Below are 22,256 nucleotides of genomic sequence, written 5' to 3'. Positions count from 1 at the left end.
CCGACCGTCGGCGCTGCCCGCCTGAGCGGCGCAGCTCGACTGAGCAGCGCCGCCCCGCCACGCGGCGCAACGGTGCCGTGCCCTCCATGGAGGCGCCGGTCCCGAGGGCCGCGGTCGCGCTACCGATGCGGGTCACCTCACCACGATGCGTGCCCTGCCGGTCGCCTCGATGACGACATCGGCCGCCAGGACGTCGCCGAACCAGGGCACACTCCATCGCTCGGTGAGCTCGATCGTCACGGTTCGGCCGTCTGACGACATCACCGCGACGATGTCCGCTGCGGAGTCGGTCCGATCGAGGAAGCCCGCGGCGGCCCGCTCCGCCTCGGCCACCTCGATCCGGAGCGCGGGGGCGTCACCCCGGCCCGTCGCTTCCGGCACGCCAGTGAGATCGACGGAGTCCACGGCGACGAGCGCTGCGGCGTCGGCCTGGGACTGGAGAAGTTGCCTCGCGCCGTGCGCGGCACTCAGGCTGGTGACCCCGAAGCAGAGAACCACCAGGAGCAGCGCGACGAACAGGGTCAGCACGAGCACGGTGCCGTCGTCCCGCCCGGTCGCGCTGTGCCTCCGCGTGTCCTGCGTGGCCGGGGCGGCCCGACGCACCGCACCGGTCATCTCGTCGCGCCGTCCCGTCCGAACCGGGCCACGGGGTAGTCAGCCGTCGCGCTCACCGATGTCAACGCCGGAACTCCTGGCAGTGCCGGGACGATGGGGAGACTCACGCTCAGCGTCACCGTGGCGGAGGCCACCCCCTGCGGCCAGGTGCAGGCGGTCGGAGCGCAGGCAAGGTCGATAGCCGTCACTTCCGGACCATCGACGCGGTGCTGCAGCGACTCCTGCGCGACCCGCTTCGCCTCGACGGGGTCCCCGTTGCGCGCCCACGACCGCGCGGCGCCGACCGCGGCGGAGCGGGCCGCCGCGTCCGACGCCTGGATCGCCGCGAGCGCGAGGGCCAGGTAGACGGTCGGCACGAGGAGGATCAGCGCGGTGAACAGGAACTCGATGCTGGAGGAACCGCGGTCGTCCCCCCGGAAAAGCCCCCTGCATCGAGGGGCCGGGACATCAGAGCCCTCGACGGCCCGGCGGCGCGGGATTCGTGACGAGATCAGGGAAGTCCCCGCGCTCATGCCCCTCCCCCATCCCCGACTCCCTCGCCACGGGACGCAACGTTCTCCGCTGAGCGTCCTCCCGGATCGGATGCCGACGCCTCGACGCGCTCGAGCAGGGCGGACCCCGCGACGGTGAACACGCCGACCGGCGCCGTGAAGCCGATGGCCATCACCGGCGCGTCGATCTCGACCGTGACCCCGCGGTCGTCGCGATGGACGCGGACGGAGCTCTGGGCGGCGACCTCCCGTCCGAGCGAGTGTCCGATCACCGTCGCCGCACGCCGGCGCCCCTCGTCGTCATCCCCGTCGGCGTAGGCGGCGATTCGGGCGGCATCCGCGGCCGCATCGCTCACGACCGCCCGGATGTGCACCACGACGAGCAGCTGCGCGATCCCACCGACCACCGTCAGCAGAAGCGCGGCGACCAGCAGAAACTCGACCAGCGCGGAGCCGTCGTCACCGCGTCGGGCGTCGACCGGGGTCGGCCACCCACGCGTCAGCGTCCGACCCCCGACCGCGTGGCGGCGACCCGAACCAACCACGCGATCGACCGCGGCGCGGCGCCGGCTGGCCGAGAGCCCTCGACGGCGCGGAGCGCTCACAGCTCGGACACACGCGAGATCGCCTGCTCGAACAGTGCGGTCAGCGCCGGAGCCGCAAGCGCCCAGATCGCGACGACCAATGCCGTCGTCATGAGCGTGATGAGCACCCAGCCGGGGACATCGCCGCGCTCAGAGGGACTGGGCTCGCCACCACCGGGTGCCCCCTGCAACGCCGCACTGGTCGGAGCGGCAGGGCCGCGGCGGGGGCCGCCGAGGGCTGTCCACGCGCTGCCGCGTCCCATCGTTGTTCGCCGGCGCCGCATTGTCGTCCATCGCATCCTGATCACTCTCCGTCTTCCTGTTGTGCCGTCATCGTGTCGTGCCGTCATCGTGTCGTGCTGTCATCGCGTCCCCGTCGGGCGGGGTCCGGCCCGCCTCCGCGTGTTCTCACTGCGGACCTTCGGCGGCGACCGCGCCCGCCCTCGACCGCCGTTCCCCCGGATACCTCGGCCGCGCCGCGCCGCGCCGGTCACGGCAGGCCCGCGTCGATGACGAAGATCCCGGGGAACACGGCGAACGCGACCGACAACGGGAGAATCACGAACACCAGCGGGACCATCATCACGACCTCACGGCGTCCCGCCTCCTCGACGAGTCGACGTTTCTCGCTCTGCCTGGCGTCACCCGCTTGTGCCCGGAGCACCTCGGCCACGGGAGCTCCCCTGTCCAGTGTGAGGACCAGCTGATCGACGACCCGCGCATACTCGGCCGAGTCGACGGCCGACGCGCTCGTCGTCAGCGCCGTACTGAGCGGGATCCCCGCGGCGGTCCGCGCAACAGCCGCACGGAGCGCCTCGCCGACGACGCCGTTGCTCTGCCCCGCCAGCCGGGATACGGCGTTGCGTACGCTCTCCCCCGCGGTGAGGGCGAGGCTCATCAGCTCGAGCACGACCGGCAGCTCCTGCTCGATCATTCTGCGACGGCGACGACTGCGTGCTCGCAGCCGCACCTCGGGCATGATCAGCGCGACCAGCACGACCGTCGCGGGCAGGAGCGACTCCAAGCCCGTGCGGCCGAGTGCCCACAGCACTGCGGCGAGGAGCAGCCCGACCCCGACGCCGGCGAGCGCCACGGCGGCCACGCGACGGCGGTACTGGTCGACGGTCTCCGTGACGCCGGCGATGCGCAGCCGGCGCTCGATCCTCTGCTCCGTCGCTCCGAGGCGGGACACGATCACAACAGCGAGATCGAACAGCGGACGGAGAAGCTCCCGCAACGCCCCGGACGGTTCTGCCGCACGCCGCCGAACGATTGCTCTCGCACCGGCGGAGACGTCCTGGAGGTGCGGGGCGATTCGCTCGACCAGACGAGGCCGCGACAGCCGCGGAACGGCGCCGACAATCATCCACGCGCCGAGCCCGAGAACGATGCCCCACCCGATCGCACCCCACTCGATCGACGTCACCCGACCCACCTCTGCTCGTCCCTCAGGCGCCCGATCGCGAGCATCGCCGCGAACGCGGCCAGCGTCAGGGCCACCCCCGCGACGATGAGCACGGTCCCCGCCGGACTGCGATACGCCGCCGCCGTCTCGGGACGCGTGGACAGGAGCACGAGGATCAGCCACGGTGCTGCCGCACCGAGGACGGCGGCGTTGCGCACCCAGGCCTGCGTGGAGTGCACCTCGCGCCGAACGGCCTCGTTCTCCCTGACATAAGCGCCGAGCTCGATGAGAACCCTGACGGTGTCCGTCCCGCCGACGGAGCGCGCGATCCGGAGCGTCTCGAGCAGACGGTCGGCTACCGGGTCGGCGAAGACGCCCTTGCCCCGGTGCAGCGCCGTATCCGTGTCCCCCGAGGCCGTCATCTCGTCACTGATCTGGCTGAATCCGTCACGCATACCGCGAGGCCCCGAGTCGGCGACCTCGCCCACCGCACTCGCGATGGTGCGCCCGGCGCGCAGCTCGGCGACGAACTGATCGATCACGTCGGGCCACTCCGCCCTCCGCGCCTCGCGGGTGCGCCGCACGCGACCGCGAACCCAGGCGACCTCGATCACCACGCCGAGGCATGCCCCGGCACCCGCCACGGCCGGGACCCCCGTGACGGCGCCGAGGACGGCGGCACACAGCGTCGCGAGCATGACCCCGAAGATCAGAGCGACCGGAACCGGCACACGCCCGAGCCCGGCCTCGGCGAGCGCCGCCCGCACCCGTCGCCGCGAGGCTCGGCTCCGCGCGCGATCGGACACGGAACGCCGAGGCGCGATCAGGTTCCACGCCAGGAGCGCGGCACCCGTACCGGTGAGAAAGGCCAGGGCGAGCGCGGTCACGGTCGCCCCTCCCGTGTTCCGGGCACCTGCTCGGCACGATAGACGGTTCGCGCGGTCAGCCCGCCATCGCCGAGCTCCGGGTGCGCGACCTCGGCGACACGACGCGCTCCGTCGCGGTCCCGTTCCAAGTGGACGACGGTGTCGATTCCCGCGGCGATGCATTCGACGACGAAGCCGCGGTCGACGGTCGTTCCCGCGAGCAGCGGAAGCAGGGTGAGCTTGCGCAGCGCGTCGCCGGCGGAGTTCGCGTGCACGGTGCAACCGCCGGGGACACCGGTGTTGACGGCGATGAGGAGGTCGAGCGCCTCGGCGCCCCTGACCTCTCCGACCACGAGACGGTCGGGTCGCATACGGAGCGCCTCGCGGATCAGCCGCCGCAGGTCCACGGCGCCACTGCCCTCGAGGTTCGCCTCGCGGCCCTGAAGCCCGACGCGGTCGGGGACGCGGATCGACAGCTCGAAGGTCTCCTCCACCGTGAGGATGCGCTCGGTGGCGCACAGACTCGTCAACATCGCCCCGAGCAGCGTGGTCTTCCCCGTGTGCGTGGAACCGGATACGACGATGCTGCCCCCGGCCGCGACGCGCCCGCGAAGGTAACCGACGACATCGGCCGGGATCATCCCTCTGCCGACCAGCGCGTCGATGTCACCGGTGCCTCGCAGGAATTTGCGGATGTTGACGGCCCAGTCCCCCGCGGTGATGTCGGGGATGACCACGTGCAGGCGCGATCCGTCGGGTAGCGAGGCGTCGACGAACGGGGAGCTCAGGTCCAGGCGCCTCCCCGTCGTCTGCAGCATGCGCTCCACCGTCTCTCTCACGGCCTGGGCGGTCAGCTCGAGGGGAACACGCCGGGTGACGCCGCCGGCCGACGCGAACACCGCCCGCGGCGAGTTGATCCAGATCTCCTCGACCGCCGGGTCGTCCAGGAGTGGCTGGAGCGCGCCGTAGCCGAGGAGCGCGGCGAGCGCGCTCCGCTCCAGAGCGCGTTCGTCCGGCACGGCCGTGTCACGCCCCGCACGACCCTGCTCGGCACGGCGGGCGCTCTCGCGTCTGGCCAGCTCCGCGACCTCGTCCCTGTCCGCATCCGCGCCGATGCGCCGTTGCACGCGCCTGACCACGTCCTCCACTGCCCGCTCCACGCCCGACATCATGCGACAGCGGATCGCCCTCCGGGCGCGATGTCCACAACGGCACCTCGGTGGGCGGATACTCTGGGGGGACGCGGGAGTGGTGAAATCGGCAGACACGCAGGATTTAGGTTCCTGTGCTTTCGAGCGTGAGGGTTCAAGTCCCTTCTCCCGCACGGTCCCCCACGGCGGCGATCACGCCGGCGCGTTCCCGGCGTCCGGCCCCGGAGCGGCTGCTCCCCTGGCGCCCTGATCATCGTGCGGAGCGGCCTCGCCATCGGCATTCCCCTGATGTCCAGCCGGGGCATCCGCGGGCCAGCGCCGTCGCGACGGCCCCTCCGATCCACTTCCGCGATGTGACCGCTTCCGCCGCACGGGCGTTCTCTCGTGCCCGACCCGGCTCCGAGTGGCGTCGATTGCGCCCGCCCACGACATACGCTCGCACATGAGTTGAAACTACGTTGCCACGAACATTAGGCTGTGAGTCGCCGCCACGAACGACCGTGGCGATCAGAGCACACTGCAGGGACAGGACCGACGGTCCGCCCGGCGCACGGAGAGGAAACCCGATATGACGCACACCCCCCGACGAGCTCTCCTTCCCCTTCTCGCCGCCCTCGTGCTCCCCCTCGCCGCCTGCAGCACCCAGGCGCCGGAGGCCGATGACGACCGCCCCCTGGTCCTCACCACCTTCACCGTGCTCGCGGACATCGCGCAGAACGTCGCCGGGGACGAGCTGCGGGTCGAGTCGATCACGAAGCCGGGCGCCGAGATCCACGGCTACGAGCCCACCCCCGGCGACATCCGTCGCGCGGCCGGCGCCGAGCTCATCATCGACAACGGGATGAACCTGGAGTCCTGGTTCGCTCAGTTCGTCGACGGCATCGACGTGCCCCACGTGGTCGTCAGCGAGGGGGTGGAACCGATCGACATCAGCGAAGACGCGTACGCCGGGCTCCCCAACCCGCACGCCTGGATGAGCCCGCTCAACGTGCAGATCTACGTCGACAACATGGTCACCGCGTTCAGCGAGCTCGACCCGACCAACGCCGCCGAGTACGCGGACAACGGCGAGGCCTACAAAGCCCAGCTGCAGCAGGTCCAGGACGACCTCGTCGACGAGCTCGCCACCCTGCCCGAGAGCCAGCGCGCCCTCGTCAGTTGTGAGGGCGCGTTCTCCTACCTGGCCCGCGACGCCGGGCTCACCGAGAAGTACATCTGGGCGGTCAATGCGGAGCAGCAGGCCACACCGCAGCAGATCGCCTCGGCCATCGAATTCGTGCGCGACAATGACGTTCCCGCGGTCTTCTGCGAGTCCACCGTGTCCGATGCCCCGATGAAGCAGGTGGTCGAGGCGACCGATGCGAGCTATGGCGGGACCCTCTACGTCGACTCGCTCTCGGCCGCCGACGGCCCCGTCCCCACGTACCTGGACCTGATCCGGCACGACGCGGACACGATCGCCGAGGCGCTGACGGGCCAGAGCCGATGACCGCGGCACTGGACGTCACGGACGTCACGGTGCACTACGGCGAGGTACTCGCACTAGACGGCGCGACCCTCCGGCTCGACGCCGGGCGCATCTGCGGGCTCATCGGCATGAACGGCTCGGGCAAGTCGACGCTGTTCAAGACGATCATGGGCCTGGTCAAGCCCGACGCCGGAACGGTTCTGATCAACGGCGCTCCCCCCGCCGCCGCGCGATCGGCCGGCGTCATCGGCTACGTGCCGCAGAGCGAGGACGTCGACTGGAGCTTCCCCCTCTCGGTCAGGGACGTCGTCATGACCGGCAGATACGGCCGCATGGGCCTCACCCGACGCCCCCGCCCCGCGGACCGCGCCGCCGTCGAGGAGGCGCTCGCGCGCGTCGAGCTGACCGAGCTGGCCGACCGCCAGATCGGCCAGCTGTCCGGCGGGCAGAAGAAGCGCGCCTTCGTGGCCAGGGGCATCGCCCAGGGCGCGAGCATCCTGCTGCTCGACGAGCCCTTCGCCGGGGTCGACAAGCGCTCGGAGGCCACCATCACGCGCCTGCTCCGTGAGCTCGCCGCCGAGGGGGCGACCATCCTGGTCTCCACCCACGACCTCCAGGCGCTGCCCTCCCTCGCCGACGAGGCCGTCCTGCTGATGCGCCGCGTCCTGCTGCACGGCTCGCCGGAGGAGGTTCTCACTCCCGATGCCCTGGCGCTCGCCTTCGGCCTCGATGTGCTCTCGGACGGGGGCTCACGATGACACTTCTGGACGTCCTTCTCGAGCCGCTTGGTTATGACTTCATGGTCAGAGCTCTCGCGACGGCGCTCATCGCCTCCGTCGTCTGCGCGGTCCTGTCCTGCTGGCTCGTCCTCATCGGATGGTCTCTCATGGGCGACGCGGTCTCGCACGCCGTGCTACCGGGGGTGGTGCTCGCCTACATCGTCGGGGCGCCCTTCGCACTCGGTGCCGTCGTGTTCGGCTTCCTCGCCGTGGCCCTGATCGGGGCCGTGCGCGACACCAGCCGGGTGAAGGAGGACGCGGCGATCGGCATCGTCTTCACGACGCTGTTCGCCCTCGGCCTTGTCCTGATCTCGATCACCCCGTCGCAGACCGACCTCAACCACATCATCTTCGGCAACCTGCTCGGCGTTTCCGTCGGAGACCTCGTGCAGGTGGTCGTCCTCGGCGCCGTCGTGCTGATCGTGCTCCTGACGAAACGGAGGGACTTCACGCTGTACGCCTTCGACCCGACACACGCGCACGCCATCGGGCTCAACCCGCGCGTCCTCGGCGCCGTTCTGCTCGGACTGCTCGCGCTGACCGCCGTGGTCGCCCTGCAGGCGGTCGGAGTGATCCTCGTCGTGGCGATGCTCATCATCCCGGGGGCGACCGCGTACCTGCTCACCGACCGCTTCTCTCGCATGCTCCTGATCGCCCCAGCCATGTCGGCCGTGTGCGCCGTGGTCGGCCTCTACCTCAGCTACTACCTCGACACCGCATCCGGGGGGATGATCGTCCTGGCACAGGGGACGGCGTTCGCCCTCGCCTACCTGTTCGGCCCGCGCCACGGCCTCCTCGGCAGCCGGATCGCGGCACGGCGCAGACGCGCCGCACTCGATCGGGGACGGGCAAGCGCTACACCGTCCACGACCACTCGCGGTCAGGCGGGGGCGAGCGACACGTAGAGCGCGTCCGTCGCCGTCCGGCCCAGCGTCACAGCCCCGGGCCGCCCGACGACTCGGACGCCCATCGCGTCCGAGAAGGCAGGCCCCTCGGCCACGTCCAGCTCCGCACCGACGACGATGCCGTGCCCTTCGAAGAACTGCAGGAGCGCGGAGTCCGAGTCGGAGATCCTCTCCACGACGACCCGCGCACCCGGGCCGAGCTCGCTCAGCTGTGACGCCGTGGGGATGCTCACCGTCCCGTCCGCCGTGGGGATGGGGTCACCGTGGGGGTCGCGCGACGGGAACCCGAGGAACGCGTCGATCCGGTCGATCATGAAGTCCGACACGGCATGCTCCAGATGCTCCGCCTCATCGTGCACCTGGTCCCAGGAGTAGCCCAGGACGCTGACGAGGAACGCCTCGATCAGCCGGTGCCGCCTGACCATCGCCAGCGCATACCCCCGCCCCGCTTCCGTCAGCTCGACCGAGCCATAGCGGGCGTGCGAGAGCAGCCCCTGGGCGGTGAGCCGACGGATGGCGTCCGACACCGACGACAGCTTCAGTCCGGTCCGCTCAGCGACGAGACTCGGCGTGACCGGTGCGTTCGACCACTCCGTCAGACCCCACACCGCTTTGAGATAGTTCTGGGCGCTCGGCGACAGCTCGGAGACGGACATGCCCTCAGGCTACCGTCGCCGCCGCCGCAGCCGGGACGCAGCGCACGCGCTCATCGCCACCGGGTACGCCGCGAGGACGACGACGCGCGCCCGCGGGGATGAGGACCGGCGGCGTACTATCGGCAACGGACGCACCATCGCGCGCCCGCGCGCGGCCCACGCCGCGCCCGCCCTCCTCACACGGAGCACAATGCACCCTCATGCCCTGATCCCCTGGCTGGACACCGAGACGATCCTCGCAGCGGCCGGCCCCTACGCCCTCCTGGTCGTCTGTCTCGTCATCTTCAGCGAGACAGGGCTCCTCGTCGGGTTCCTCCTGCCCGGAGACACGCTTCTGATCGCCACGGGCCTCCTGGCGCACACCCCGGGAATCGGCGTCGACATCGTCTGGGTCTGTGCGGCGATCGCGCTCGCCGCGTTCCTCGGTGGGGAGGTCGGGTACCTCATCGGGAAGGTCTTGGGCCCACGGGTCTTCGACCGGAGGGAGACCGGTCTGTTCTCGAAAGAGAACGTGGACAAGGCTCAGGGATTCTTCGACCGCTTCGGCGGCCTCAGCGTCATCCTCGCGCGATTCGTCCCCATCCTGCGGACGTTCGTGCCGGTCGCCGCGGGCACCGCGCGCATGCGCTACAGCACCTACTCGCTCTTCAACCTCATCGGCGCGAGCCTGTGGGGGGCGGGCGTCACCCTCGCCGGGTACCTGCTCGGCTACATCCCGCCGCTGGCCCGGTTCGTCTCCAGCTACATCGACCTGATCCTCATCGTGGTCGTGCTGGCGACGATCATCCCCGTCGGCTGGCACTACTACTCGGCCAGGAGGAAGGCGAAGACCGCCCCCGCAGCGGCCACGCCCCGGGGCTAGGCGCCGCGGAGCTCGGCGAGGATCGGAACGAGCGCGCCCAGGGCTCGGGCACGGTGGCTGAGCGCGGCCTTGCGATCGGGAGTCAGCTCGGCTGCTGACCCTTCGACCCCGTCGGGGAGAAAGACAGAGTCGTAGCCGAAGCCGTTGTCCCCGCTTTCCGCTCTCGCGACGCGCCCGTCCCACCGACCGACCGCGATCCGCTCACTCGCGACACCACCGTGGCCGTCAGGCACGACCACCGCGATGGTGCACACGAAATGCGCGGCTCGGTGCTCATCGGCGATGTCGGACAGCTGCTCCAGGAGCAGGTGACGGTTGGCCTCGTCGCTCTTCCGGCTGCCGGCCCATCGTGCGGAGAAGATCCCCGGCGAGCCGCCGAGCAGGTCGACGGCGATGCCGGAGTCGTCGGCCAGGGCGATCCGGCCCGTGTGGATGGCTGCGGCCCGCGCCTTGAGGAGCGCGTTCTCCTCGAAGCTGGTCCCGTCCTCGACCGGCTCGGGCCCGTCGTAGGGCAGCACGGTGAGCCCGGGGACCTCGCGGGCGAGCATCTCCTGGAACTCGGTCACCTTATGGGCGTTGTGGGTGGCCAGGACGACGGGGAACCCGCTCACGCGAACGCCTCGCGCTGCAGCTGAGCCAGCCGGGAACCGCCGAGGACACCCAGGTCGAGCAGGGCGTTGAGCTCGTCCCGGTTGAACGGAGCCCCCTCCGCCGTCCCCTGCACCTCAATGAAGTCGCCGGAGCCGTTCACCACGATGTTCATGTCCGTCTCGGCGCGGACATCCTCCGTGTATGCCAGATCAAGCATGGGCCTCCCCGACACGATCCCCACTGACACGGCGGAGACCGAGTCGGTGAGGGGCGTCGCCTTCGCCGAGACGAGGCGCTTCTCCACTGCCCAGTCGATCGCGTCGGACAGAGCGACGAAGGCCCCGGTGATCGCGGCGGTCCTGGTGCCACCGTCCGCCTGCAGCACGTCGCAGTCGACGACGATCGTGTTCTCGCCGAGCGCCTTCGTATCGACGACTGCGCGCATGCTGCGCCCGATCAGGCGGGAGATCTCGTGTGTGCGGCCGCCGATCTTGCCCTTGACCGACTCACGATCGGACCGTGAATTGGTCGCACGGGGGAGCATGGCGTACTCCGCCGTGACCCAGCCCCTCCCCTTGCCGGTCAGCCAGCGGGGGACGCCGGCGGTGAGCGACGCGGTGCACAGCACCCGGGTCCGACCGAAGGAGATCAGTGCCGACCCCTCCGCCTGCTCACTCCAACCGCGTTCGATGGTGACGGATCGCAGCTCGTCGTCGGCGCGTCCGTCGATGCGGGTGTCGGTCATATGTTCCTCCTCAGTGTGCGGCGTTCTGCTCGCGCAGTCGCCGAAGATCGATGGTTCCCGTCTGCACCAGCTCGACGCGGGCGATCTCTCGCCCCATGAGACGGTGGGCGAGGCCGAGGAACTCCTCCGCGCTCACCCCCGTCGCCTCGTAGTGGTGCTCGGGAGGGGTCGTGCTCGTGCGTTCCGCGTCACTGGCCACCAGCGTGCGGTAGACGTCGTTCGCGGTCTCTGTGTCGCTGGAGACCAGCGCGACGTCGGGGCCCATGACGTAGGAGATCGCCCCGCGTAGGTACGGGTAGTGCGTGCAGCCGAGGACGAGCGTGTCGACGTCGGCCGCGCGGAGCGGCTCCAGATAGGCGGCGGCCGTCGTGAGCACCTCGGGGCCGGAGGTCACCCCCGCCTCGACGAACTCGACGAACCGCGGACACGCCTGCGCGACGATCTCCAGATCGGGGGCCGCCGCGAAGGCGTCCTGGTAGGCACGGGAGGCGATCGTCCCCTCGGTGCCGATGACGCCGATCCTGCCGCTGCGGGTGGCCCGCACGGCGGAGCGGACGGCGGGCTGGATCACCTCGATCACGGGAACGTCGTACCGCTCCCTCGCGTCCCTGAGGACGGCGGCCGAGGCCGTGTTGCAGGCGATCACGAGCATTTTCACGCCGCGTTCGACGAGCTCGTCCATGATCTCGAGCGCATAGCTGCGGACCTGCGCGATCGACTTCGGACCGTACGGCGATCGCGCTGTGTCCCCGATGTAGTGGATCCGCTCGTTGGGCAGTTGGGACTGGATCGCCCGTGCAACGGTCAGTCCGCCCACCCCGGAGTCGAAGATCCCAATCGGTGCATCGTTCACGGGCACCCAGCCTACGCTGTCCCCGATCGTCAGGGGGCCGTCTCGATATGCTTTCATCATGACCGCATCGACCGCGCTGCTGACCGATCGCTACGAGCTCACCATGATCGACGCCGCGCGTCAGAACGGGACGGCCGACCGCCTCTGCCTGTTCGAGGCGTTCGCCCGACGCCTGCCCGGCGCCCGCCGCTACGGCGTCGTCGCGGGGACCGGCCGACTCCTCGAGCTCGTCCGCGACTTCCGCTTCGGGGACGAGGAGCTGCGCTCGCTCGCGGACAACGACGTCGTCTCCCCCGGAACGCTGGACTGGCTCGCCGACTACCGCTTCCGCGGCACCATCAGGGGCTACCGCGAGGGAGAGGTGTACTTCCCCCAGTCGCCGCTGCTGACCGTCGAATCGTCCTTCGCCGAGGGCGTCCTGCTGGAGACGCTGATCCTCAGCGTCCTCAACTACGACAGCGCGGTGGCCACCGCGGCGAGTCGCATGGTCAGCGCGGCCGGTGAGCGCCCCCTCGCGGAGATGGGCTCGCGCCGCGCCAACGAGAACGCGGCGGTCGCCGCCGCGCGCGCGGCGTACATCGCCGGCTTCTCGGCCACGAGCAATCTCGAGGCGGGTCGCCGATGGGGAGTTCCGACCATGGGCACCGCCGCACACGCGTTCACCCTCCTCCACGACAGCGAGGAGGAGGCGTTCCGGGCGCAGATCGCGGCGAACGGCGTCGACACCACGCTCCTGGTCGACACCTACGACGTGCGCAGCGGCGTCGAGACCGCGGTGCGTGTCGCCGGTCCGGGCCTGGGTGCCGTGCGCCTCGACTCGGGCGACCTGGGGATCCTCGTACGCCAGGTGCGCGAGCAGCTCGACCGGCTGGGCGCCCCGAACACGAAGATCACCGTCACCAACGACCTCGACGAACACGCGATCGCGGCCCTCGCCGCGGCGCCGGTCGACTCCTACGGGGTCGGCACCTCCGTGGTCACCGGGTCGGGCTCCCCCGCCGCGGGGATGGTCTACAAGCTCGTCGCCCACAGGAACGGCGTGGACGAGGACTGGACGCCCGTGGCCAAGCGCTCCGTCGGCAAGGCGTCTCTCGGCGGCCGGAAGACCGCGCACCGGCTGTTCGACGAGCACGGTGTGGCGACGGCCGAGCAGGTCAGCCGCGAGGACCACTCCGACGGGATCCCCGACCGCTCCGCGCGTGCGCTGATCGTCCCTCTGATCACCGAGGGAGAGCTCGACGAGACGGCCATCGGGGTCGATGGGGTCCGGACCGCCCGCGAGCATCGGGCCCGTGCGATCGAGGAGCTGCCGGCCGATGCTTTCCGCCTCGGCCGGGGCGACCCCGCGCTGCCCACCCTGCTCAGCTGATCCGATCGGCCACTCGCACGCCTCCGCGGCCCCGCGCGTCGCGGCCGCGCACGCGGCGTCGCGTGGGCCCCGCGATCACGCACGGCATCCACCACGGACGCGGCGTCGGCGTCGGCGAGCGGGCGTATCGGCGTCTACTCGCCGCGCATCTTCTCGTAGATCGCCTTGCAGCTCGGGCACACGGGGAACTTCTCGGGGTCACGGCCCGGTGTCCACTTCTTGCCGCAGAGCGCGCGCACCGGCTTGCCGGTCATCGCCGACTGGAGGATTTTCTCCTTCTTCACGTAGTGGGAGAAACGCTCGTGGTCGCCCGGATCGATCGTCTCGTTCTCGAGCAGCTTCTCGAGTTCGCGGTCCAGCGTGGCCGTGCCGCCACCGCTCAGCGTTCCGGGGTCCTCTGTGCGCGCGTAGACATCAAGCATGTGACGATTCTACCGCCGGGCGGCGCACGGCCGTGCGCCGGAGGAGAACGGTCAGCGACGGGTCGCGAAGGTCATCAGCTCGGGTCCGCGGCGCGCAAGGGAGAACACCGCGGCGCTCGTCCCCACCAGCAGCACGACCAGGCCGCCGCCGAGCCCGACGAGGAACGACAGCCAGTACCAGCTCTCGCCCCCGCCCGTCAGTCCGATGATCGCGAGCACCACGGCCGGGGCCCCGAGCAGCAAGGTGCCCAACAGGCTCACGGCTTGCGAGGTCACGGCGTTCGATCCCGCATCCTGGGGCTGCTGGAACGGGCTGTCCCCCGGCTGCACGGCGGGGTACGGATAGCGCACGCTCGCCACGCTGCCGACGCCGACCGCGATCAGGAACAGTCCCGATGACACGCCCACGACGGCCGGAATCACGGACCAGTCGCCGTACAGGAACGTCGTCAGCGCGGATCCCGCTCCGACGACGACTGCCCCGAGCAGGATCACGGGGACGTGACGTCCCCAGCGGTCCGCCGCCGAGGAGACCCCCGACGAGACGTGCAGCCACAGCGCGGACGAGTCCAGGGCGAGGTCGTTGTGCACCTGCCACCCGATGAGCGTCACGATGAACGGCAGTGGGATGAGGGCGACGACGTTGAGCGGAACGCCCGCGACCGCGAGCGGGGGCACCATGAGGAGCGGGATCAGGGGGATGGCGACGATCGGCACCCAGTAGCGGCGGTCGGTGGTCCAGTAGATGAGCGAGCGCGCCGCAACCGCGCCGAAACCGTTGCCGGGGAGAACATCGAACCAGCCCAGCCCCGAGCCCGTCCTCCCGGGGGCGTCGCGTCGGATGTCGACGGTCGAACGGATGACGACGAGCGCCCAGACGCCCCAGAGCACCAAGAGAGTGACCAGCTGCAGCAGCAGCTGACCGACAAGGGAGACGATCATCCCCTGCGCGGTGTCCCCCGGCAGGGACCAGGCGGCTCCGAAGGGCGTCCAGGCGACGACCTGGGCGATGCCACCGAATGCCCCGGCGTCGCCTGTGCCGCGCTGGATGCCGGCCAGCAGCAGAAGCGCGGGTCCGACGAGCAGGACCCCGATTACGGCGAGCGGGATGACCAGCGACCGGCCGCTCCGCGGCGGAAGCAGACGTGATGCGACGGCGACGGCGATCCGGTTCACCAGGGTCAGGGTGATGGTGCCGAGCAGACCCCCGACGATCGCGGCGGCGAGCGCGGGGCCGAGTGGCGCCCAGACGATCACCATCACCGCCGTCAGAGCCAGCCCGAGGAAGGTCGGAACGCTCCACGTCCCTGCGAGCGCGAGCCCGACGGCCAGCGGCAGGCCCCTCAGCCCGTAGGGAGCGAAGCGCCGGGGGTCCAGGTCGTCGTCGGCGGCGTTCAGGAACGGGACCACCGCGGCGCCGAGGACGACGAATGAGCCGACGGCAACGATGATCGAGTGGCTCACGTCGACGGAGGCCTCGCGCAGGGTCAGGGCGATCGATACCAGGACCACCGCGGCCCCCGCGAGGAGAAGCAACGCGAGCACGGAGACGAGTCCGGACCGCGACCGCAGTGCGGCCACGTGCTGTCGCAGGCTCAGTCGGAGAAGGTGTGCAACCATTCCATCCCCTCCGCCGTCTGTGCGCCGCCGACGAGCGCGAGGAAGCGCTCCTCGAGGCTTCCGCCCTCGCTGACCTCCGCGACCGTGCCGGCGGCGAGGACATCGCCGTCCACGATGATCACGACGTCGTCGCAGACCCGCGCAATGAGGTCCATGCTGTGGCTGGACAGCACCACCGTCCCCCCGTGCTCCACGTACCGCTTCAGCACGTCGACGACGGTGGAGGTCGACACCGGATCCATCGATTCGAAGGGTTCGTCGAGCACGAGAACCCGCGGGGAGTGGATCATCGCCGACGCGAGGGCCACCTTCTTCGCCATTCCGACCGAGTAGTCGGACACCGGGCGGTTGATCGCCTCGACGATGCCGAATGCCTGCGCAAGCTCGGGAATGCGTGACCGGACGGTTGCGGCGTCGACACCGCGCAATACGCCGGCGTAGTAGATCAGCTGGGCCCCGGTCAGCCGGTCGAACAGCCGCAGTCGGTCGGGGAGGACCCCGAGCATACGCTTCGCCCGTTCCGGGTCGTCCCACACCGCCACACCGTTGACGGCGACCTCGCCCGCGTCCGGCCGGAGCAGACCGGTCATCATCGACAGCGTGGTCGTCTTGCCGGCCCCGTTCGGCCCGACGATGCCGGCGAATGTCCCTCGGCGGACGGTCAGGTCGATGCCGTCGACCGCGGTGGTCTCCCCGAAGCTCTTCCGCAGGCCGGTGACGACGATGACGTCATCCCCGGCAGAGTCAGCCGCGGCTGCGGTCGACGCGGCGGTCGCGGGACGACGGGTGACGACACCCATTAAGCGGGTGAACCAGTTGCCCTGTCGCGCCTCCGCGGCAGGCAGGGAGTCCTCGGTCGGCGGGGCGTCTGGGGCGGGGCTGCGCCCACCGTCGTCTCCCGACCCCGGAGCCTCCTCCGTCGGCAGGACCGCATCCGCGTCTGCGGGCACGGTCATCTCTTCCGGAGCGGTCACGGCCGGCGATGCGGAGGCCGGCCGCGCGGCCGGGTCCGGCGCCGTCTCCGTTGAGCCGGTGCCCGGGTCCTCGACGATGGAGGCGGGGGCGGCCGCGGACTCGATCCGACTCGACGACACGGGTGATGCTGCGTCGTCGGCCACGGAGGTCGTCTCCGTGGCGGAGCCCGTGGGTGCGGTTGCCTCATCCGCAGCGGCAGGTGCGGGGGTCGTGGTGGTCCGTCGAGCCGGGGCAGGACGGCGGGCGGCTGACGGCTTCGAGGCCGACGTGGTCTTCGACGCCGCCGCAGTCCTCGACGCAGCCTTAGCCTTCGACGCCGCCCCGGTCTTGGACGCCGCCGCAGTCTTCGACGCAGACGCAGTCTTCGACGCAGACGCAGTCTTCGACGCAGACGCCGCTTTCGATGCCGGCCGCGCCTGTGACGCGGGCGCGGCCGTCGCCGATGACTCAGCCGTCTCCGAGGTCGGTCGTGACGCAGCGGCTGCGGTCGTCGACGCCCCGGTCGGTTTCTTCGACCTGGCCGCCGGTGTCCGCTTGGCGGTGGGCGACGTCGCTGTGTCCGGCGTCGTCGCCGTTGCGTTCTCGGTATCGCTCGCGGCCCCCGCTGACGAGGACGCGGACGCCGTACCGGCCGGTTTCCTCGCCGCGGGCTTCCGGGCGGCCGGCTTGCGGGTTCCGGTGGCGGCCTGGCCAGAGGCCGCCGTGGTCCGCGTTCTCGACGGGGTCTTCTTCGGAGTCGGCGAGGCACCGGTGGTCGGCTTGGCGCTCGTATCCACGGCGTCCTCGGCGGCGCCGACAGACGTGGACGCCGTCGTCGTCGCGGCCGAGCTCGACGTTCGCGTCGTCGGCTTCTTCGCCGCCGCCGTCGGCTTCTTCGCCGCCGCCGTCGGCTTCTTCGCGGGCGTCGTGGTTGACGACGGAGTCGCCGCGGCGGAATCCCCGTCGGACGATGCGTCTGAAATCGGCGCGGAACCGGTCGATGAGCCGTCGTCCGCGTTAGATGTGTCGTTGCTCGTAGTCACGTCACCCGTCTTACCGCCCGAGGCTCCCTCGGAGAGTCGATGTACACAAGAGGATGGCGGCAGCGGGGTCCCCCGGCGGTACGCCGCAAGACCCGACAGAGTCCGCCCCGGAGACGAATCTATCAAGAACCCTCCGCAGAGCACACTCGACGGCGGCCCGTAGCGCACCGAGGAGTCACGAATCCGCAACGGAGACGCGCCAGCTCCCTCGAATTCGCGATCTGCGGGTTAGCCTGTTACGCGGAGTGTCGCACGGCACGGGGGCGACCGACTTGCCGCCCGCCGAACAACACGTGAACTCCGAACACGCGTCACACACCGACGCCCCACTGACTGAAGGAGTGTTCCATGACCCCCCAGGTCGTCATCCTCGCCGCAGGGATGGGCAGCCGACTCGGCCGCACCCTGCCCAAGCCGCTGACCGAGCTCAGCGATGGCCGCACCATCATGCAGCAGCAGTTCGACAACATCCACAGGGCCTTCGGCCCGCGGACCTCCGTCACGATCGTCGTGGGGTACAAGCTCGAGCACATCGTCGAGGCCTTCCCCGACGCCAACTTCGTCTACAACGAGCAGTACGACCAGACGAACACCTCGAAGAGCCTGCTCAGGGCGCTCAACGCCAGCGGCACCGGCGGAGTCCTCTGGATGAACGGCGACGTCGTGTTCGACCCCCGGGTCCTCGAGCGCGTCGCCCGCACCATCGCGGAGGACCGCTCCTTCGTCACGGTGAACACCGCGACGGTCTCCGACGAAGAGGTCAAGTACCGCACCTCAGCCGAGGGATTCATCTCCGAGCTGTCCAAGACCGTCGTCGGCGGCCTCGGCGAGGCGGTCGGGATCAACTACATCTCTTCGTCCGACAAGGCGCAGCTCATTCGCCAGCTCGGCAAGGTCGACGACCAGGACTACTTCGAGCGCGGCATCGAGCTCGCCATCGAGGCCTCGGGCCTCCTCGTCGAGCCCATCGACATCTCGGACCTCTACGCGGTCGAGGTCGACTTCGCCGAGGACCTCGACCGGGCGAACCTCTTCGTCTGATCGCTGATCACCCTCGTCCAGCAGCCCTCCCAGCGGAGTGTGTCAGGATCTCTGTGGATTCTGAGAACTCAGCAGGGAGGGCGCTGTGCATTCTGACACCCCGCGGATGAACGACACCGCTGCGGAACGCACGCGGGCCGTGCGCGCGATCGACAGGGCACTCGCGATCCAGCGCCCGGCTGTGATCGCCCACGTAAAACGCCTTCGACGCCACTACCCCGGCGCGACACCCGAACAGCTGTCCCGCGTGCTCGAACGGCACTTCCTCACCTCGGTGACCGGCAGCGGTGCCGCCGTCGGCGCCGTCGCGATGGTTCCCGGCATCGGAACGGGGATCGCCCTGGCCGTGTCCACGAGCGAGGCGGTCGTGTATGCGGAGGCGGCGACGCTGTTCGCGCAGTCGATGGCCGAACTGCACGGCATCAGCGTGACCGACCCTGACCGCGCCAGGGCGCTGGTCCTGGGGCTCGCCCTCGGCCCGGCGATGGACCAGGTGCTGCGAACCGTCATGCCCACTCTCAACGGCGAGCGCACGGACGCCTCCGTCCGGCAGGGGCCGGGCGTGCACTGGGCAAGCTACCTGCTCTCCGGTCTGCCATCGGCTGCTCTCGGCCCCCTCACCGACCAGCTCCGCTCGCGGGTCCTCCCCCGGCTCCTCGCCACACAGGGCGGTGGAATCGTCGCGAGGGCGATCCCCTTCGGTGTCGGAGCCGCGATCGGCGGAACCGGCAACCTCGTGACGGGTCGGCGACTCGTGGCGTCGGCACGGGAGGCGTTCGGGGCGCCGCCCACGACCGTTCCCCTCGCCATCGAGCCCACACCCGGTGAGCCGAGACCGCCCGCGAGCCGACGTCGCGCTCTGCCCGTGCCGTTGCCGCGGCTTCCTCGCCGCCGGCCTGTCAGCGAATCGGACGACTCGACGAGTCCGGCGGACTGAACCGACGAGCTCCGCCGCCTCAGACGACCGGGGCCAGAGGCCGACTCAGATGACCGGCGGCCGCCCGGCGGCGGCCATGCGAGCGACCGTGCGCCAGCGAAGGGGGCGGCGCCCGCCCGGCGCCTCGCGCCAGCCCTCCGCCCAGCCAGCGAACCACGGTCGCAGCACGGCGGGGGTGCGCCACCAACGCAGCAGCTGGATGCCCGTCCAACTCGCCACGTAGAGGGGGACGAGGACGGCGGGCAGGTTTCGCTTCGCCAGCCAGACACGGTTGCGGGCGTTCATCCGGTAGTAGCTCGCGTGCCGCGTCGGCTGCACGACGGGGTGGTGAGCGACCAGGTTCCCGTCGTACCAGGCGACCAGCCCCTGGTCCCACACCCGCCACGCGAGCTCGATGCCCTCGTGCGCGTAGAAGAACGGCTCGGCCCACCCGCCCGCACGGTCGAACACGGGCCGCGGAAGCAGAACGGCCGCCTCCAGGCAGGACATGACGCGGCCGGAGGTCGTCGCCTCCCCCTTGCGAATCCGAGGAATCCACCGGGACGGCGCCGGCTCGCCCGAGCGCGGGCTCAGCCGGGGCTGCAGCAAACCGATCGAGGGGTCCTCGCGGATGCGCTCGACCGCCTCGGCCAGGAAGGTGTCCGAGCCGAGCTCCGCATCGTCGTCGAGGAAGAAGACGAACTCCCCGGCGACGGCGTCCGCTCCCCTGTTCCTCCCGGCGGGGATGCCGAGGTTCTCCGGCAGGCCGACGCCCGTCACCCCGGGGGGCAGCCCCTCGGGCATCCAGCCGTTGCCGACGACCGCCGTCCTGGTCGTCACGCCGCGCTGCCGGTGGATGCTCGCCAGAGCGGCCGCCAGCTCCACCGGCCGCGTGCCCTGCGTGAGGACGACGACGCCGATGGACGGCACGTCCGCCGGCCCGGACCGGGTCAGCTCAGGCACGGAGCCTGCTCGAGCTCACGATCGCGACGAAGTGTCCGACGATCGTCACCACGGACAGCCCCAACAGCCCAAGCAGCGTCGCCCTGGCGGCCACGTCCTGCCCGACGACGAGGCCGAGCACGGCGACGACGAACACGACCATGGTCAGCTCGACCGAGTGGAACAGCCGCTGGAACGGGAAGAATTTGACGATCCGTCGCGCCACGGCCAGCACGCCGCCGCGCGGGGCCGACTCGCTTTCGGTGTAGTTGAGCTTCGGAGCGCCATAGTTGGCCCTCGCGACCCGAACCATGTCGTTGAGCGCCTTGTTGAGCACGATCACCAGGGCAAGCAAGGCTCCGAGCGTCGTCCAGAGGTAGTCCTCGGGCGCCTCGAACGGGTACGCCGCTGCGCGGATGCCGATCGCCAGCGCGATGAGCGTCTCGGTGCTGTAGTGACCGACCGCGTCGAGGAACGCCCCCGCGGGGGACGAGGTCCGCCTCCAGCGGGCCACCTCGCCGTCACAGCAGTCGACGAGCATCTGCAGCTGGCCGAGGAGCAGGGCGAGCAGCGCTCCCCAGATGCCGGGGATCAGCAGCGCCGCAGCGGTCAGCCACCCGGTCAGGATCATCAGCACCGTCACGCCGTTGGCGCTGATGGAGGTCCGAAGCAGCAGCCAGCTGAGATACGGGGAGAGATCGCGCAGGTAGAGCGAGGCCGTCCAGTGCTCGGCATTGCGCCGGCTCCGCACCTCAGGCGGCTGGGTGACAGCCCTCTGCTCGGCGATGCTGCGCGGCGGGCGCAGGGGGTCGTGTGTGACGTCACTCACGGGCGTGTGGGTTCCCTCCCGTTACGGAGCGCGGAGATGCCGCGCGCCAGGGAGACGTATCCCAGCAGGAACCCGATCCCCCAACAGACATGGATGGTTGGCAGCACGATGAGCAGCCACGCGCGCTCGCGCACGCCGCCGCCGTTCGGGACGACCAGCGCCGCGACGACGACGAATGCCGCGTACACGCCGGGCACGGCCCAGGCCCAGTGCAGCACGGCGGGTGCCTCGGGGCCCCAGACGCTCCCCCACACGCCGAGAACCACACCGGCGATCACGGAAACCACCATCGCGGGCGGGACCGCGTAGCGAAGCCCCCTCCGACTCGGGAACGCCCTGCTCAGCTCGCCGCGCCACAGACCGGTGAACAGGAACTGGCGCGCCAGGCGGCCCAGGCTCGGACGGGGACGGTAGGTGACCCGCAGCTCCGGCGTGAACCAGACGACCTCACCGGCGTCCCTGAGGCGCTTGTTAAGCTCCCAGTCCTGACCGCGCTTGATGCGCTCGTCGAACATGCCCGCCGCGACAAGCGGGGCGCGGCGGAAGACGCCGAGGTACACGGTGTCCGCGGGCCCCTCCTCGCCGCCGACGTGGTGGGGCGTGCCGCCGAGGCCGACCCTGCTGCCGTAGGCGGTCGCGACGGCGCTCTCGAACCGGGTCGTGCCCTGGGCGTCCATGATGCCGCCGACGTTCGCCGCGCCCGTGCGCCTGATCGTCTCCACGGCGATGCGCGTGTACTCACGAGGGAGGACGGAGTGGGCGTCGACCCGCACGACGATCGGGTGCGTGGTCGCGGCGATGGCGATGTTGAGTCCCGCGGGCGTGGAACCGACGGGGTTCTCGATCACGCGGATCCTGGCGTCGCGCTCGGCCATCGCGTTGACGAGGTCAGTGGTGCCGTCGATGCTCGGGCCGACGGCGATCGCCACGTCGATCGGGCCGTCGAAGTCCTGCGCGAGCAGGCTGTCGACGGCGGCCTCGACGTGCGTCACGTCGTTCAGGACGGGCATGACGTAGGAGACGCCGATGGCCTCGATCCCGCCGTCGGCGTCCAGAGTTCCTGTCATAGCTCCCGCTCGTTCTCGTCCATCGAGAATGCTATCAGTGCCCCTGTGCCCTGCCGCAGCCACGACGACGGGGCGGAAGCCC

25 protein-coding genes and 1 tRNA gene are annotated in these 22,256 nt (G+C 70.7%); 9 read left to right on the top strand and 17 right to left on the bottom strand.

Annotated elements, in window-relative coordinates:
• Positions 1 to 132 precede the first annotated feature (132 nt).
• From FM119_RS06240 to FM119_RS06215, 7 genes are all read right to left on the bottom strand, one after another.
• Entirely contained in the window at positions 133 to 615 is a 483-nt protein-coding gene (locus FM119_RS06240; RefSeq protein WP_087136822.1) for a pilus assembly protein TadG-related protein, read from the bottom strand.
• On the bottom strand, positions 612 to 1,127 hold the full coding sequence (locus FM119_RS06235; RefSeq protein ID WP_087136821.1) for a hypothetical protein: 516 nt from the start codon (positions 1,125 to 1,127) through the stop codon (positions 612 to 614). The genes FM119_RS06240 and FM119_RS06235 overlap by 4 nt, the downstream gene beginning before the upstream one ends.
• Entirely contained in the window at positions 1,124 to 1,651 is a 528-nt protein-coding gene (locus FM119_RS06230) for a TadE/TadG family type IV pilus assembly protein (RefSeq protein WP_179205240.1), read from the bottom strand. The genes FM119_RS06235 and FM119_RS06230 overlap by 4 nt, the downstream gene beginning before the upstream one ends.
• Before the next feature lie 56 nt (positions 1,652 to 1,707).
• Positions 1,708 to 1,881: a hypothetical protein gene (locus FM119_RS13875; protein ID WP_179205239.1), complete on the bottom strand. Its 174-nt coding sequence runs from the start codon at positions 1,879 to 1,881 to the stop codon at positions 1,708 to 1,710.
• Positions 1,882 to 2,180: 299 nt separating this feature from the next.
• A complete protein-coding gene (locus tag FM119_RS13870; protein ID WP_179205238.1) occupies positions 2,181 to 3,116 on the bottom strand; it encodes a type II secretion system F family protein in 936 nt (311 codons plus the stop codon).
• Positions 3,113 to 3,982, bottom strand: coding sequence for a type II secretion system F family protein (locus FM119_RS06220; RefSeq protein ID WP_087136818.1), 870 nt, complete (start codon positions 3,980 to 3,982; stop codon positions 3,113 to 3,115). Before FM119_RS06220 ends, FM119_RS13870 begins: the two co-directional genes overlap by 4 nt.
• Positions 3,979 to 5,130, bottom strand: a complete 1,152-nt coding sequence (locus FM119_RS06215) for a TadA family conjugal transfer-associated ATPase (RefSeq protein ID WP_420845576.1) — start codon at positions 5,128 to 5,130, stop codon at positions 3,979 to 3,981. The genes FM119_RS06220 and FM119_RS06215 overlap by 4 nt, the downstream gene beginning before the upstream one ends.
• A gap of 73 nt (positions 5,131 to 5,203) precedes the next feature.
• Between FM119_RS06215 and FM119_RS06210 the strand changes: the two genes are divergently transcribed.
• From FM119_RS06210 to FM119_RS06195, 4 genes are all read left to right on the top strand, one after another.
• Positions 5,204 to 5,285, top strand: a tRNA-Leu gene (locus tag FM119_RS06210).
• 395 nt (positions 5,286 to 5,680) lie between these two features.
• Complete coding sequence (locus FM119_RS06205) at positions 5,681 to 6,601, top strand: metal ABC transporter substrate-binding protein (RefSeq protein WP_087136816.1); 921 nt, start codon at positions 5,681 to 5,683, stop codon at positions 6,599 to 6,601.
• Positions 6,598 to 7,338, top strand: a complete 741-nt coding sequence (locus FM119_RS06200; RefSeq protein WP_087136815.1) for a metal ABC transporter ATP-binding protein — start codon at positions 6,598 to 6,600, stop codon at positions 7,336 to 7,338. Before FM119_RS06205 ends, FM119_RS06200 begins: the two co-directional genes overlap by 4 nt.
• The gene (locus FM119_RS06195; RefSeq protein ID WP_087136814.1) at positions 7,335 to 8,264 is read left to right on the top strand and encodes a metal ABC transporter permease; all 930 of its coding nucleotides are present in this window, start codon (positions 7,335 to 7,337) and stop codon (positions 8,262 to 8,264) included. Before FM119_RS06200 ends, FM119_RS06195 begins: the two co-directional genes overlap by 4 nt.
• Here FM119_RS06195 and FM119_RS06190 read toward each other — a convergent pair.
• A complete protein-coding gene (locus FM119_RS06190; RefSeq protein WP_087136813.1) occupies positions 8,240 to 8,920 on the bottom strand; it encodes a metal-dependent transcriptional regulator in 681 nt (226 codons plus the stop codon). The two genes, FM119_RS06195 and FM119_RS06190, sit on opposite strands and share 25 nt — an antisense overlap.
• Before the next feature lie 190 nt (positions 8,921 to 9,110).
• Here FM119_RS06190 and FM119_RS06185 point away from each other — a divergent pair, with 190 nt between their 5' ends.
• Entirely contained in the window at positions 9,111 to 9,782 is a 672-nt protein-coding gene (locus FM119_RS06185) for a DedA family protein (RefSeq protein WP_087136812.1), read from the top strand.
• Here the strand turns inward: FM119_RS06185 and rdgB are convergent.
• The 3 genes from rdgB to murI are packed head-to-tail and all read right to left on the bottom strand — an operon-like array spanning position 9,779 to position 11,971.
• A complete protein-coding gene (gene rdgB / locus FM119_RS06180) occupies positions 9,779 to 10,393 on the bottom strand; it encodes an RdgB/HAM1 family non-canonical purine NTP pyrophosphatase (RefSeq protein WP_087136811.1) in 615 nt (204 codons plus the stop codon). The two genes, FM119_RS06185 and rdgB, sit on opposite strands and share 4 nt — an antisense overlap.
• Positions 10,390 to 11,118 (bottom strand): ribonuclease PH, encoded by a 729-nt coding sequence (rph, locus tag FM119_RS06175; protein WP_087136810.1) that lies wholly within the window; start codon positions 11,116 to 11,118, stop codon positions 10,390 to 10,392. The genes rdgB and rph overlap by 4 nt, the downstream gene beginning before the upstream one ends.
• Before the next feature lie 10 nt (positions 11,119 to 11,128).
• Positions 11,129 to 11,971, bottom strand: a complete 843-nt coding sequence (murI, locus tag FM119_RS06170) for a glutamate racemase (RefSeq protein WP_087136809.1) — start codon at positions 11,969 to 11,971, stop codon at positions 11,129 to 11,131.
• Between the two features lie 58 nt (positions 11,972 to 12,029).
• On the opposite strand from murI, the gene FM119_RS06165 reads away from it, so the two are divergent.
• Positions 12,030 to 13,340 carry a nicotinate phosphoribosyltransferase gene (locus FM119_RS06165; RefSeq protein ID WP_087136808.1) on the top strand — a complete coding sequence of 437 codons (1,311 nt, stop codon included), beginning with the start codon at positions 12,030 to 12,032 and terminating at the stop codon, positions 13,338 to 13,340.
• Between the two features lie 134 nt (positions 13,341 to 13,474).
• On the opposite strand, the gene FM119_RS06160 is transcribed toward FM119_RS06165, so the two are convergent.
• From FM119_RS06160 to FM119_RS06150, 3 genes are read right to left on the bottom strand one after another with little or no spacing between them, the layout of a single operon-like run.
• Entirely contained in the window at positions 13,475 to 13,762 is a 288-nt protein-coding gene (locus FM119_RS06160) for a DUF3039 domain-containing protein (protein ID WP_087136807.1), read from the bottom strand.
• A gap of 51 nt (positions 13,763 to 13,813) precedes the next feature.
• Positions 13,814 to 15,382, bottom strand: coding sequence for a hypothetical protein (locus FM119_RS06155; RefSeq protein WP_143822636.1), 1,569 nt, complete (start codon positions 15,380 to 15,382; stop codon positions 13,814 to 13,816).
• Positions 15,358 to 16,500 carry an ABC transporter ATP-binding protein gene (locus FM119_RS06150; protein WP_245827320.1) on the bottom strand — a complete coding sequence of 381 codons (1,143 nt, stop codon included), beginning with the start codon at positions 16,498 to 16,500 and terminating at the stop codon, positions 15,358 to 15,360. The genes FM119_RS06155 and FM119_RS06150 overlap by 25 nt, the downstream gene beginning before the upstream one ends.
• 13 nt (positions 16,501 to 16,513) lie before the next feature.
• Between FM119_RS06150 and FM119_RS06145 the strand changes: the two genes are divergently transcribed.
• The 3 genes from FM119_RS06145 (at position 16,514) to FM119_RS06135 (ending at position 19,357) form a co-directional block, all read left to right on the top strand.
• Positions 16,514 to 17,542 carry a hypothetical protein gene (locus FM119_RS06145; protein WP_179205237.1) on the top strand — a complete coding sequence of 343 codons (1,029 nt, stop codon included), beginning with the start codon at positions 16,514 to 16,516 and terminating at the stop codon, positions 17,540 to 17,542.
• Between the two features lie 185 nt (positions 17,543 to 17,727).
• Positions 17,728 to 18,420 carry a phosphocholine cytidylyltransferase family protein gene (locus FM119_RS06140; RefSeq protein WP_087136804.1) on the top strand — a complete coding sequence of 231 codons (693 nt, stop codon included), beginning with the start codon at positions 17,728 to 17,730 and terminating at the stop codon, positions 18,418 to 18,420.
• Positions 18,421 to 18,526: 106 nt separating this feature from the next.
• Positions 18,527 to 19,357 (top strand): hypothetical protein, encoded by an 831-nt coding sequence (locus FM119_RS06135; protein WP_087136803.1) that lies wholly within the window; start codon positions 18,527 to 18,529, stop codon positions 19,355 to 19,357.
• 45 nt (positions 19,358 to 19,402) lie between these two features.
• On the opposite strand, the gene FM119_RS06130 is transcribed toward FM119_RS06135, so the two are convergent.
• Genes FM119_RS06130 through FM119_RS06120 form a run of 3 tightly spaced genes read right to left on the bottom strand, consistent with a single transcriptional unit; the run spans position 19,403 to position 22,174 of the window.
• A complete protein-coding gene (locus tag FM119_RS06130; protein ID WP_245827319.1) occupies positions 19,403 to 20,299 on the bottom strand; it encodes a glycosyltransferase family 2 protein in 897 nt (298 codons plus the stop codon).
• A complete protein-coding gene (locus tag FM119_RS06125) occupies positions 20,292 to 21,107 on the bottom strand; it encodes a CDP-alcohol phosphatidyltransferase family protein (protein WP_087136802.1) in 816 nt (271 codons plus the stop codon). Before FM119_RS06125 ends, FM119_RS06130 begins: the two co-directional genes overlap by 8 nt.
• Entirely contained in the window at positions 21,104 to 22,174 is a 1,071-nt protein-coding gene (locus tag FM119_RS06120) for a glycosyltransferase family 2 protein (RefSeq protein WP_245827317.1), read from the bottom strand. The genes FM119_RS06125 and FM119_RS06120 overlap by 4 nt, the downstream gene beginning before the upstream one ends.
• Between the last annotated feature and the right edge of the window lie 82 nt (positions 22,175 to 22,256).

This window comes from Mycetocola reblochoni REB411, from assembly GCF_900163835.1.
Lineage (GTDB): Bacteria > Actinomycetota > Actinomycetes > Actinomycetales > Microbacteriaceae > Mycetocola_B > Mycetocola_B reblochoni.
The sequence above is the reverse complement of the archived record's forward strand: the minus strand, read 5'-3'. Positions and strand labels throughout refer to the sequence as shown.

Excerpts from the sequence above, each read along its gene's own strand:
- rph (WP_087136810.1), bottom strand. The coding sequence starts at position 11,118 with ATGACCGACACCCGCATCGACGGACGCGCCGACGACGAGCTGCGATCC.
- FM119_RS06120 (WP_245827317.1), bottom strand. The coding sequence starts at position 22,174 with ATGACAGGAACTCTGGACGCCGACGGCGGGATCGAGGCCATCGGCGTC.
- FM119_RS06135 (WP_087136803.1), top strand. The coding sequence starts at position 18,527 with ATGAACGACACCGCTGCGGAACGCACGCGGGCCGTGCGCGCGATCGAC.
- FM119_RS06160 (WP_087136807.1), bottom strand. The coding sequence starts at position 13,762 with ATGCTTGATGTCTACGCGCGCACAGAGGACCCCGGAACGCTGAGCGGT.
- FM119_RS06200 (WP_087136815.1), top strand. The coding sequence starts at position 6,598 with ATGACCGCGGCACTGGACGTCACGGACGTCACGGTGCACTACGGCGAG.
- FM119_RS06195 (WP_087136814.1), top strand. The coding sequence starts at position 7,335 with ATGACACTTCTGGACGTCCTTCTCGAGCCGCTTGGTTATGACTTCATG.
- FM119_RS06190 (WP_087136813.1), bottom strand. The coding sequence starts at position 8,920 with ATGTCCGTCTCCGAGCTGTCGCCGAGCGCCCAGAACTATCTCAAAGCG.
- FM119_RS06140 (WP_087136804.1), top strand. The coding sequence starts at position 17,728 with ATGACCCCCCAGGTCGTCATCCTCGCCGCAGGGATGGGCAGCCGACTC.
- FM119_RS06165 (WP_087136808.1), top strand. The coding sequence starts at position 12,030 with ATGACCGCATCGACCGCGCTGCTGACCGATCGCTACGAGCTCACCATG.
- FM119_RS06155 (WP_143822636.1), bottom strand. The coding sequence starts at position 15,382 with ATGGTTGCACACCTTCTCCGACTGAGCCTGCGACAGCACGTGGCCGCA.
- FM119_RS06215 (WP_420845576.1), bottom strand. The coding sequence starts at position 5,130 with ATGTCGGGCGTGGAGCGGGCAGTGGAGGACGTGGTCAGGCGCGTGCAA.
- FM119_RS06205 (WP_087136816.1), top strand. The coding sequence starts at position 5,681 with ATGACGCACACCCCCCGACGAGCTCTCCTTCCCCTTCTCGCCGCCCTC.
- FM119_RS06240 (WP_087136822.1), bottom strand. The coding sequence starts at position 615 with ATGACCGGTGCGGTGCGTCGGGCCGCCCCGGCCACGCAGGACACGCGG.
- FM119_RS06235 (WP_087136821.1), bottom strand. The coding sequence starts at position 1,127 with ATGAGCGCGGGGACTTCCCTGATCTCGTCACGAATCCCGCGCCGCCGG.
- FM119_RS06185 (WP_087136812.1), top strand. The coding sequence starts at position 9,111 with ATGCACCCTCATGCCCTGATCCCCTGGCTGGACACCGAGACGATCCTC.